The organism is Paraburkholderia sp. BR14312 (assembly GCF_040948675.1).
GTDB lineage: Bacteria > Pseudomonadota > Gammaproteobacteria > Burkholderiales > Burkholderiaceae > Paraburkholderia > Paraburkholderia nodosa_A.
Genome location: NZ_JBFPKI010000014.1, coordinates 161,284 through 172,740, shown reverse-complemented (window position 1 = coordinate 172,740; position 11,457 = coordinate 161,284). Strand labels below are relative to the sequence as shown.

At 66.4% G+C, this 11,457-nt stretch carries 9 protein-coding genes; 6 read left to right on the top strand and 3 right to left on the bottom strand.

Annotated elements, in window-relative coordinates; all coding sequences use genetic code 11:
* Positions 1–224: 224 nt before the first annotated feature.
* The 3 genes from AB3X98_RS33525 (at position 225) to AB3X98_RS33515 (ending at position 5,053) form a co-directional block, all read left to right on the top strand.
* Positions 225–1,511 (top strand): dicarboxylate/amino acid:cation symporter, encoded by a 1,287-nt coding sequence (locus AB3X98_RS33525; RefSeq protein ID WP_254314733.1) that lies wholly within the window; start codon positions 225–227, stop codon positions 1,509–1,511.
* Between the two features lie 156 nt (positions 1,512–1,667).
* Positions 1,668–3,647: an ATP-binding protein gene (locus AB3X98_RS33520; RefSeq protein ID WP_368606431.1), complete on the top strand. Its 1,980-nt coding sequence runs from the start codon at positions 1,668–1,670 to the stop codon at positions 3,645–3,647.
* A 56-nt stretch (positions 3,648–3,703) separates the two neighbouring features.
* The gene (locus AB3X98_RS33515) at positions 3,704–5,053 is read left to right on the top strand and encodes a sigma-54-dependent transcriptional regulator (RefSeq protein ID WP_368606430.1); all 1,350 of its coding nucleotides are present in this window, start codon (positions 3,704–3,706) and stop codon (positions 5,051–5,053) included.
* 72 nt (positions 5,054–5,125) lie between these two features.
* Here the strand turns inward: AB3X98_RS33515 and AB3X98_RS33510 are convergent, their stop codons facing one another.
* On the bottom strand, positions 5,126–5,659 hold the full coding sequence (locus AB3X98_RS33510) for a TlpA disulfide reductase family protein (protein ID WP_254340890.1): 534 nt from the start codon (positions 5,657–5,659) through the stop codon (positions 5,126–5,128).
* 197 nt (positions 5,660–5,856) lie between these two features.
* Here AB3X98_RS33510 and AB3X98_RS33505 point away from each other — a divergent pair, with 197 nt between their 5' ends.
* Positions 5,857–6,405: a hypothetical protein gene (locus AB3X98_RS33505; protein ID WP_368606417.1), complete on the top strand. Its 549-nt coding sequence runs from the start codon at positions 5,857–5,859 to the stop codon at positions 6,403–6,405.
* A gap of 418 nt (positions 6,406–6,823) precedes the next feature.
* Here the strand turns inward: AB3X98_RS33505 and AB3X98_RS33500 are convergent, their stop codons facing one another.
* Positions 6,824–8,461: a YifB family Mg chelatase-like AAA ATPase gene (locus AB3X98_RS33500; protein ID WP_368606416.1), complete on the bottom strand. Its 1,638-nt coding sequence runs from the start codon at positions 8,459–8,461 to the stop codon at positions 6,824–6,826.
* Between the two features lie 209 nt (positions 8,462–8,670).
* Positions 8,671–8,928, bottom strand: a complete 258-nt coding sequence (locus AB3X98_RS33495; RefSeq protein ID WP_069264980.1) for an accessory factor UbiK family protein — start codon at positions 8,926–8,928, stop codon at positions 8,671–8,673.
* 528 nt (positions 8,929–9,456) lie between these two features.
* On the opposite strand from AB3X98_RS33495, the gene AB3X98_RS33490 reads away from it, so the two are divergent.
* Together AB3X98_RS33490 and AB3X98_RS33485 are read left to right on the top strand one after the other, a co-directional pair.
* A complete protein-coding gene (locus tag AB3X98_RS33490) occupies positions 9,457–9,795 on the top strand; it encodes a P-II family nitrogen regulator (RefSeq protein ID WP_028201804.1) in 339 nt (112 codons plus the stop codon).
* 40 nt (positions 9,796–9,835) lie between these two features.
* Positions 9,836–11,353, top strand: a complete 1,518-nt coding sequence (locus tag AB3X98_RS33485; protein ID WP_368606415.1) for an ammonium transporter — start codon at positions 9,836–9,838, stop codon at positions 11,351–11,353.
* Positions 11,354–11,457 lie beyond the last annotated feature (104 nt).

The window sequence follows — 11,457 nt, the reverse complement described above, 5'->3', positions numbered from 1 at the left end:
GTTCGTTGGATAAAAAACCTTATAAATCAATGGCGTGAGCGGTTGCGCTAGCTGGCATTCTCCTTGCACATAAGAACGCGCGGCCACCCCGGCCGCGACAAAAAAACAGCAAGGAGACAGCCGATGTCCGATCCCCTCTTCCGGTTTCGCTGATCCCCAGTTTCGACCTGTCGCGGCCCGAACTCGATTCGTTCGGCCATTGGCTTAACTCATTTGCAGGAACCATCGTGAAGAAACCTCTCCACAAAGTCCTCTATTTCCAGGTGATCGTGGCGATCGTCATCGGCGTGATCCTCGGCCATTACTGGCCCGCCATCGGCATCGACATGAAGCCGCTCGGCGACGCCTTCATCAAGCTCATCAAGATGGTGATCGGGCCGATCATCTTCTGTACCGTCGTGACCGGCATCGCCGGCATGGAGGACATGAAGAAAGTGGGCCGCGTGGGCGGCAAGGCGCTGCTCTACTTCGAGATCGTCTCGACCTTCGCGCTCGTGCTCGGCCTGATCGCCACGCACGTGCTGAAGCCCGGTGCGGGCTTCAACGTCGACGTCCATTCGCTCGACGCCAAGGCCGTGGCCAGCTACGCCGAAAAGGCGCATGGCCAGAGCAGCGTCGACTTCCTGATGCACATCATTCCGGACACGATCACCTCGGCGTTCGCGCAGGGCGAAATCCTGCAGATTCTGCTGATCGCGCTGCTGTTCGGCGCCGTGCTCACGCAACTGGGCGAGCGTGGCCGCGTGGTGACCGAGTTCATCGACAGCATCTCGGGCGTGCTGTTCGGCGTCGTGAAGATCGTCACGAAGCTCGCACCGATCGGCGCGTTCGGCGCGATGGCGTTCACCATCGGCAAGTACGGCGTGGGCTCGCTGATCCCGATGCTCAAGCTCATCGGCACGTTCTACCTCACGTCGATCGTGTTCGTGCTCGTCGTGCTCGGCGCGATCGCGCGCTTCACGGGCTTCTCGATCATCCGCTTCGTTTCCTACATCAAGGAAGAGCTGCTGATCGTGCTCGGCACCAGCTCGTCGGAATCGGCCCTGCCGCAACTGATGCAGAAGCTCGAGCGCCTTGGCTGCTCGCGGTCGGTCGTGGGCCTCGTCGTGCCGACCGGCTACTCGTTCAACCTCGACGGCACCAACATCTACATGACGATGGCGGTGCTCTTCATCGCCCAGGCGACCAACACCGATCTCACGTGGACGCAGCAGCTCACGCTGCTCGCGGTGACGATGCTCACCTCGAAGGGCGCGAGCGGCGTGACCGGCGCAGGCTTCATCACGCTGGCGGCCACGCTCGCCGTGGTGCCGACCATTCCGCTCTCGGGCATGGTGCTGATCCTCGGCATCGACCGCTTCATGAGCGAGTGCCGTGCGCTGACCAACATCGTCGGCAACGGCGTGGCGACGGTCGTGGTCTCGGCATGGGAGAAGGAGCTCGACCGCAACAAGCTGCGCGCCGTGCTCTCCGGCGAGGTCGAAGAAATGAAGGAAAGCGCAGGCGCGTAAGCCGCGCTGGGCGGGCGCGCGCAGGCCGTGAGGCGCGCCGCCCGTCGATGTCTGTTCTCTCGATGTTTCGCGGCCATGGCCGCTGGGCGGCGCGAGCGTTTCCCCTGCGCGAGCGCCGTCCGTTTTTGTTTCTCGTCTGACTTCGCCGCAGTTTGGCTGAGTGGGTCCGAAGCGCTTAGTCCAGCCGGACGCCCCGGCGCGGCGCGGCCGTGTGCCACAATCTCTCTCATCCCCCTCGACCGTCTGGAAGCCGCTCACGTGACGCGCCGCCTCATCATCCTCTTCGCGCTCGCAGCCGGCCTCGTCGCGGTCTGCGCGCTGACGTGGGCGCTCACGTGGCAGACCGGGATCGACGCGCTGCGCCGCAACGCCGCCGTGCGCGGCGACCGCACCGCGGCTTCGCTCAAGAGCACGCTCGAGCGCTACGACTCGCTGCCCTATATCGTCGGCGAGCATCCGCTCGTGCAGGACGTGCTGGTCGATCCGAGACCCGAGTGGGTGGCCGCCGCGAACCGCTATCTCGAAGACGTGAACCGTCACGCGCGCGCCACGACGACCTACATCATCCGCGCCGACGGCATGAGCATCGCGGCGAGCAACTGGCGCGACCCCGATAGCTTCGTGGGCGTGGACTACCGCTTCCGGCCGTATTTCATCGACGCGATGAACGGCGGCGTGGGGCGCTTCTTCGGCATCGGCACGATCTCGCACGATCCGGGCTACTACGTGTCGCAGCCCGTGCGGCGCGACGGCAAGATCGTCGGCGTGGCCGTGGTGAAGCTCAATCTCGAATGGTTTCCGGGCACCGATGCCTCGGAGCCGCTGCTCGTCACCGACGACAACGGCGTGATCTTTCTCTCCTCGGTGCCCGCGTGGAAGTACCGCACGGTGCGCCCGCTGCCGCCGGCCGTGGTGGCCTCGATCGACGCCACGCGCCAGTACGCGAGCGAGCCGATCGCGCCGCTGCCGACGCGCGTCGAACGCGTGTTGCAGGGCGGCGCCGACATCGTGCGCATGGGCGCCGGCATCCGTGCACCGCGTTACCTGGAAACGCGCCGCTCGCTCGTCGAGCCCGACTGGCATCTCGTCACCATGTCGTCGATCGACCCCGTGCTCGAAGCCTCGCGCAACGCGACCATCATGACCGGTTTCGGCTACGTTTCCCTGTGCCTGTTCGGCTTCTACTGGCGCATGCGGCGCGCACGCGTGAGGGAAGTGATGCGCAGCCGCGCGATGCTGCAAAAGGCCTATGCGATGCTCAACGAGCGCGTGGCTGAGCGCACCGCCGATCTCTCGCAGGCCAACGAGCGCCTGCAGCGCGAGGTGGCGGAGCGCACGCGCGCCGAAGCGGAACTGCGCGCCACCCAGGACGAGCTGATCCAGGCGAGCAAGCTCGCCGCGCTCGGCCAGATGGCGGCGGGCATCACGCACGAACTGAACCAGCCCCTCGCGGCGTTGCGCAGCTTCTCGGACAACACGCGCGTGTTTCTGGAGCGCGGCCAATACGCGGCGGCCACCGAAAACCTCGAGGCGATCGGCTCGCTCACCGAGCGCATGGGCAAGATCGTCAATCAGCTCAAGCTGTTCGTCGGGCGCGCGCGGCCGAGAGGCGCGCGTGCACCGGTGACCCGCGCGCTGCGCAACTCGCTCGCGCTGCTCGGCAAGCGGCTCGACGGCTTGCGCGTGGATCTCACGTTGACGGAAGACGGCGCGCCGACCGTGCCGCTCGACGTGGACGCAGAGTACCCGGACCTGAGCGCGCAGAGCGACGACCTGCGGCTCGAACAGGTGCTCATCAACGTGCTCGGCAATGCGCTCGACGCCGTGGGAGGCCTGCCGTCGCCGCGCATTGCGATCGACGTGCAGGCGAGCGCCGCGACGCTCGCCATCGCGGTGAGCGACAATGGACCGGGCATTCCCGACGATGTGCTGCCGCGCCTCTTCGAGCCGTTTTTCACGACGAAGGAAATGGGGCAGGGGCTTGGCCTTGGCCTTGCGATCTCCTCGTCGATCGCACGCGACTGCGGCGGCTCGCTCACGGCGAGCAACGTACCCGAAGGCGGCGCGCGCTTCGTGCTGACGTTGCGCCGCGCGCGTGCCGATGCCGAGAGCGCGGCGCGTGCCGCGGGGTTGTGACGCTGGGTTGCGTGGCTGGCTTTTGAATCAGGATGACGAACGAACATGGTGAACGCATGGTCAATACCGCGCCCGGCCGGGTGCTCTACGTAGAGGATGACGAACTGGTGCGCCGCGCGGGCGTGCAAAGCCTGCAGCTCGCCGGCTTCGACGCCGCCGGTTTCGCCAATGCGGAAAGCGCGCTGCCGCTCGTCGATGCCGACTTCGCGGGCGTCGTGGTGAGCGATATCCGCCTGCCCGGCATGAGCGGGCTCGATCTGCTCGCGCAGTGCCACGAGCGAGCGCCCGAGGTGCCCATCATCCTCGTGACGGGCCACGGCGATATCTCGATGGCCGTGCAGGCCATGCGCGACGGCGCTTACGACTTCATCGAAAAGCCGTTCGCCTCCGAACGCCTTATCGAAACGGTGCGGCGCGCGCTGGAGCGGCGCCTGCTCGTGCTCGAAAACCTCGCGCTGCGCCGCGAGCTGGCGGGGCACGACGCGCTCGCGCCGCGCATCATCGGCAAAAGTCCGGCGATCGAACAGGTGCGCAAGCTCATCGCGAACGTCGCGCCGACGGACGCCTCGGTGCTCATCAACGGCGACACCGGCGCGGGCAAGGAACTCATTGCGCGCAGCCTGCATGAGCTTTCGCCGCGCCATGACAAGCCGTTCGTCGCCGTGAACTGCGGCGCGCTGCCCGAACCGATGTTCGAGTCGGAGATGTTCGGCTACGAGGCGGGTGCTTTCACGGGCGCGGCCAAGCGCCGGATCGGCAAGCTCGAGCACGCGAGCGGCGGCACGCTCTTTCTCGACGAGATCGAAAGCATGCCGCTCTCGCTGCAGGTGAAGCTGCTGCGCGTGCTGCAGGATGGCGTGCTGGAGCGCCTCGGTTCGAACCAGCCGGTGCGCGCCGACTTGCGCGTGGTCGCGGCGGCGAAGGGCGACATGAGCGAGCACGTCGCGGCGGGGACCTTCCGGCGCGACCTGCTGTACCGGCTGAACGTCGTGACGATCGCGTTGCCGCCGCTGGCCGAGCGCCGCGAGGACATCGTGCCGCTCTTCGAGCACTTCCTGCTCGACGCGGCGGTGCGCTACCAGCGTCCTGCGCCGCTCCTCACCGAGCGCGATCGCATGCGGCTCGCGCAACGCGACTGGCCGGGCAACGTGCGCGAGCTGCGCAATGCGGCGGACCGCAGGGTCCTCGGGATTCCCGACGATCTGTCGGCAGTCGCGGCGGCCGGCGAGGACGACGCGTTGCCGCTCAAGGAGCGCGTGGAGCAGTACGAGCGCGCACTGATTGCCGACGCGCTGCAGCAGAACAACGGCGCGGTCGCCCAGGCCGCCGAGCGGCTACAAATGGCGAAAGCCACGCTGTACGAGAAAATACGCCGCTATGGGCTGGTGGCGCGCGGCGAGGCGTGAAGCGGCACAAAGAGGCATAAAAAAAGCAGCGGGTTTTCCGCTGCTTTTTTTATTGGCTACGCGAATTGCGTATCAGGTCGCCAGCGCCTTCTGCAGCAACTGGTCGAGTTCGGCGAACTGCGGCTCGCCCACGTAGCGCTTGAGGATCTTGCCGTCGCGGCCGATCACGAAGGTAGTGGGCGTGAGCTGGACGTTGCCGAACTGCCTGGCCGCCGAGCCGTCGTCCATCGCCACCTTGAACGGCAGCTGGCGCGTTTGCGCGTAGTTGGCGACGTACATCGGCGCGTCGTAGTTCATCGCCACCGCAACGAACTCGAGACCTTCGCCCTTGAAGCGGTTATAGGTCTGGACCATCTTCGGCATTTCCGCCATGCAGGTCGTGCAACTCGTCGCCCAGAAGTTGACGAGGTAGACCTTGCCCTTGAGGTCGTTCGTGGAGACCTTCTGGCCGGACAGGAGCGTGAAGGTGGCGTCGGGTACGCGCTGCTGGCTGCCGAAGAACGCGAAGTAGCCGGCCACAGCGATCGCGACGACGACCACCGCCGCGCCAATGCGCATGAGCGCGCCGGAACGCTTGTTCGAAGAATTCGGGGATGCAGCGGTCATGAGCCTTGCCTCGTGCGCCGAAGGGCGCGGGTGTCGAGCGCAAATATTGTAGCGCCGAATTTCCCGGCATAGCGGTTGCGAGACAACATCCGGGTATGCGTCGACGGATAATGTCGCGCACCTTTCACCTCCGTGACGAACCGCGCCCCATGGTCCTGGACATCCTTCGCCGTGCCCGACTCCCGTTGAATCTACCGATGCGCGCCTCCGTTCCTGCCCGCGTGGCGGCGCTGGGCATAGTCGCCGCCGCGTTCGCGCTGGCCGCCTGCTCGCCCACTTACGATTGGCGCACGATTTCAAACGATGCGAGCGGCTACGCGATCGATCTGCCGGCCAAGCCCGACAAGGACGAGCGCCGCATCGACGTGAACGGCACGCCGATGCGCATGCGCGTGCAGACGGCCGAAGTCGCCGGCGACGTGTTCGTGGTCGGCACGCTCGATCTGCCCGACGCGCAGCCCGCAACGCAGCAAAAGGCACTCGACTTCCTGCGCGCGGGCCTTGCGCGCAACGTGGGCGCGGCTGCCGAGACACACGCGGTGGGGGTGCCGCTTGCAATGGGCGGCTCGGTCGAGGGCGTCGAAATGCGCATGGCCGGCAAGGCGGGCGCCAACGGCGAGACGCGCACGATCCACGCGCGGCTCGTGGCAAAGGGCGCACGCGCCTATCAGGTGGCGATCGTCGGCCGTACCGAGCCGCCGGTCGAGCAGGTCGATCAGTTCTTCGGATCTTTCAAGCTGTACTGAGTTTTGGGAGTCCGCAGTACGCCTTGCGTCGCGATGTTTTGGTCACACAGCGGCGGGCGCTTGCGGGCCGAAGTGAAAGTTGCGCTGCAGGTAAACACGCTAATTATCGGATTTGATTGACGGTTTACTGGTTACCCACAGGAGCTGTGGGTAACTTTGTGGAAAACAACGCCCCGTTGGCCGGAAAGGGCCGTCCTGTGGGCTTTCTGTTAGTTTTGGCCGCTTTTCTATAAATCCAGAAGGGTAGAAGAATCAATGGGTTACGAAAGCGATCGTGGCGTAATGCGAACCATGCTCAGAACCAGGGGCAGCATGACGAAATGTGCATAAGTCAAGTCTTGACTTCGACTTATTGGCGCTATTCACATTCCCTGCGGCGCAAAGCGGCAGCGCTCTCCGGCGAAACCGGCACTGCGGGTTACCGCTCGGTGAACACGCGCCGGTACTGCACGGCCTCCGCCACGTGGGCGGCTTCGGGCATCGCGGCGCCCGCGAGATCGGCGATCGTGCGCGCGACCTTGAGCACCCGGTAATGGGCGCGTGCCGACCAGCCAAAGCGCTCGCCCGCTTCGCGCAGCAGCGCTTCCCCGGCGGCGTCCGGCTGGCAGACTGCGTCGGTTTCGCGGCCGTTCAATTCGCGATTGGTTTTACTCTGGCGCGCCAGCTGGCGCTCGCGTGCCGCCTGGACGCGAGCGGCGATCGCGGCGCTCGATTCGGCGTTCGTGCTCGCGCGAGCGGCCAGTTCGGCGGGCGGCAGCGCTGGAATCTCGATCTGGATGTCGATGCGGTCCAGGAGCGGCCCCGACAGCTTGCGCAAATAGCGCGCGGCGCTTTCGGGCGTGCAGCGGCAGCGACCAGCGGGGTCGCCGCGCCAGCCGCACGGGCAGGGATTCATCGCGGCAATGAGTTGGCAGGCGGCCGGAAAGTCGGTTTGCCACGCGGCGCGTGAAATGGTGATCGCGCCCACTTCGAGCGGCTCGCGCAGGGTCTCCAGCACGTGGCGGTCGAATTCGGGCAGCTCGTCCAGAAATAGCACCCCTAAATGCGCGAGCGTGATCTCGCCCGGCTGCGGCGGATTGCGCCCGCCGATCAGCGCGGCGGCACTCGACGAGTGATGCGGCGCGCGAAACGGCCGCTTGCGCCACTGCTGCGGCGTGAAACCGACCGCGCTGGCGGAGAGCAGGGCGGCGGAGGCTAACGCCTCGTCGTCCGTCATGGGTGGCAGGAGCCCGGGCAGGCGTGCGGCGAGCATCGACTTGCCGGCGCCTGGCGGCCCGACCATCAACAGATGGTGCCCGCCGGCCGCCGCGACTTCGAGCGCCCGGCGCGCCCCGCGCTGGCCGACGACGTCGGCCATGTCAGGGGGCGTGGCGATGGGTCCAGTGTCGAGGGCGCTCGCGCGCACGGGGGCGAGGCGCGCTTCGGGATTGCCGCCCGCCAGATGGGCGCACAGGGAGCGCAGGTCTGCCGCGCCGTACACCGCGACATCTGGCACGAGCGCCGCTTCGGCAGCGTTTTGCGCGGGCAGATAAAGCTCGGGCATGCCGGGGCGCGCTGCTTCGCCGGGTTCAGTATCGGGAATCCGAAGGATGGCGCTTTCGCCTATGGGCTCGCGGCTGAACGCTGCCGCTTCGTCGAAATGCGCTGCGCGCTCTCTGTGCGCGCGTGCCGTGCCGCAAGCCATGGCAAACGCGCCGCGCATGGGCCGCACGGCGCCGGTGAGCGAAAGCTCGCCCGCGAACTCCCGGTGCGCGAGTGCCGCAGCCGGAAGCTGCCCGCTCGCCGCGAGAATGCCGAGCGCGATGGGCAGATCGAAGCGGCCGGATTCCTTGGGTAGATCGGCGGGTGCCAGGTTGACGGTAATGCGCCTCACCGGGAAATCGAAGCCGCAGTTCGAGAGCGCGGCGCGCACGCGCTCGCGGCTTTCGCGCACTTCGAGGTCGGGCAGCCCGACGATGGAAAACGACGGCAGACCGTTGGCGAGATGGACTTCGACGGTGACTTCGGGCGCGCGGCCAGCAGCCGGCGCGCGGCTGCGCACCACGGCAAGCGACATGGGATTCTCCGGAAGGCTCGCATGCGGAAGTGGCGCGCGGTGTACGAAGCTTCGGACCGGGCTTCGTATGTGTTTCGCGCGCCGTGCATGCGCCAGGCTGGTGAGGCGTATGCCCCTTTACGGTTCCATTGCGACCACGCTACGGATCGCTTGCGGCGGGCGGCAGCGGTGCTGCACTCAATTGCGCACAGGAGTGCGCAAGGAAATGATCAGGAGGACTGGCTAGTCACCGGCAGTTTCTGCTCGAGCTCGGCCACGCGGCGCTCGAGTTCTTCGAGGCGCTGGCGCGTGCGCACGAGCACCTGCGTTTGCGCGTCGAATTCCTCGCGCGTGACGAGGTCCAGCTTCGAAAAGCCTTGCGACAACATTGCGCGAACATTGCGTTCGACATCGCGCGCCGGCGAGTTCTTGAGCAGATCGCTCATGCGCGACTGCAGATCATTGAATACATCGTTAGGTTGCTTCATTCGATTCCCCTTCGCTGCACAAAAAATGTGCAAGTTTTGTTTCGCCTGTGCCCCGCGGCGGACCGTGATCGATCTTGGTGCGAACTCGCAGGGCCACGGCCAGTGTGCGCGCAAGTGGTGCGCACCGCGGGCCCGTGTGCTTCGCGCTGTGGCGCGGCGGGCCATTTCCCGCCGCCATGCGGCGCCCGGCGCGGCAGCAATGCCTGAGAACACTGTAGCAACGTTCCCCGCGCCACGCCACCGCGCGCGCGCCACGCTGGCCGTTCGGCCAGGGCCTTGCGCGCCGCGCCCCTCAAGGCGCGGACCGCATTGTCCACGGCTTTGAGCGCGCTTGCATCGAAGTCCATCACACCGCCTTTACGCACGGAGTGCAGCAAATTGGCACGGGTGTTGCTAATACTGCCCCGCGCACCGAACGACAGGTTGGCTCACGGTGTGCCAGCGACGCGGCGAAGCATCACGCGCCGTTCGCCGGGCGCCCGTTGCAGAAGCAGACAAAGGAATGAAGCAAACCACAGCGAGGACTACATGAAACTCATTACAGCAATCATCAAGCCGTTCAAGCTCGATGAGGCGCGCGAAGCCCTTTCGGCGATCGGCGTTTCGGGGATCACGGTGACGGAGGTGAAAGGCTTCGGTCGCCAGAAGGGGCACACCGAGCTGTACCGCGGCGCGGAGTATGTCGTCGACTTCCTGCCGAAGGTGAAGATCGAAGCCGCCGTGGCCGACGATATCGTCGAGCAGGCCATCGAGGCAGTCGAACGCGCGGCCCGCACGGGCAAGATCGGCGACGGCAAGATTTTCGTCACCCCGATCGAACAAGTGATCCGCATCCGCACCGGCGAGACCGGCGCCGACGCGCTGTAAAGCCTAAAGAGACCGAGACAAGAGGAAAGAGGAAACCGAGATGCGCAAACTTTTGATGTCCCTGATGATGGCCGGCTCGCTGCTGGCCGGCGGCGTCGGCGCCGCGCTGGCGGACGACGCATCCGCGCCCGCCGCGGCCTCCGCGCCGGCCACCACCGCTTCGGCGCCCGATGCGTCCGCGGCCGCCCCGGCTTCGGCGCCCGCAGCCGACGCGGCTTCGGCCCCGGCAGCAGCAGCCAGCGCCCCGGCCGCCGCCGCCAGCGCCCCGGCCGACGCATCGGCCGCTGCCGCAGCTGCGGCGCCCGCCGCACCGACCGCGCCGTTCTCGGTCGATTCGTCGAAGATCAACTCCGGCGACACCGCGTGGATGCTGACCTCCACCGCGCTCGTGCTGTTCATGACGATCCCGGGCCTCGCGCTCTTCTACGGCGGCATGGTCCGCAAGAAGAACGTGCTCTCGACGCTCATGCAGAGCTTCGCGATCACCTGCGTCGTCACGGTGATCTGGACGGTGGTCGGCTACTCGATCGCGTTCACGCCGGGCGGCTCGTTCATCGGCGGCTTCTCGCGCATCTTCCTTGAGGGCATGAACTACATCAAGGGCGACAAGGCGACGACGCTTACCGTGAGCCACCTCGCGCCGACCATCCCCGAGACCGTGTACTTCGTCTATCAGATGACGTTCGCGATCATCACGCCGGCGCTCATCACCGGTGCGTTTGCCGATCGCATGAAGTTCTCGGCGATGCTCGTGTTCATGTCGCTGTGGTCGGTCATCGTCTACTCGCCGATCGCGCACATGGTGTGGGAGCCGACGGGCTGGCTCGCCAGCGCCGGCATCCTCGACTTCGCGGGCGGCACGGTCGTGCACATCAACGCCGGTATCGCGGGCCTCGTGTGCTGTCTCGTGCTCGGCAAGCGGGTTGGCTATGGCCGCGAAGTGATGGCTCCGCACAACCTCACGCTCACGCTGATGGGTGCGGCCATGCTGTGGGTGGGCTGGTTCGGCTTCAACGCGGGTTCGGCAGTCGCGGCTGACGGCCGTGCCGGCTTCGCGATGCTCACGACGCAAATCGCTACCGCCTGCGCCGCGCTCGGCTGGATGTTCGCGGAGTGGATCGCGAAGGGCAAGCCGTCGGTGCTCGGTATCGCTTCGGGCGCCGTTGCAGGTCTCGTGGCCATTACGCCGGCTTCGGGTTTCGTCGGCGTGCTGGGCGCAATCGTGATCGGTGTGGTGGCGGGCGTGGTCTGCTTCTGGTCGGCGACGTGGCTCAAGCACAAGTTCAACTATGACGACTCGCTCGACGCGTTCGGCGTGCACGGCATCGGCGGCATCATCGGTGCGCTGCTGACCGGCGTGTTCGCGGTGAAGGACATCGGCGGCGCGGATGGCAGCCTCATCCTGCAAGCCAAGGGCGTGCTCACGACCCTCATCTATAGCGGCGTGGTGAGCTTCGTCCTGCTGAAGGTGATCGACATGGTGATGGGCCTGCGCGTTTCGGAAGAAGAAGAGCGCGAAGGTCTCGACGTGGTGCTGCATGGCGAACGCGTGGAATAAGCGCGCCGCGTTAGATGGTTTGATCTAGCAGGGCAGTAAGCAGCGACCTGGGCCCGCCTTTTCGGCGGGCCCTTTTCTTTTGCGCGCTGCGGCGCCGGGTGTGG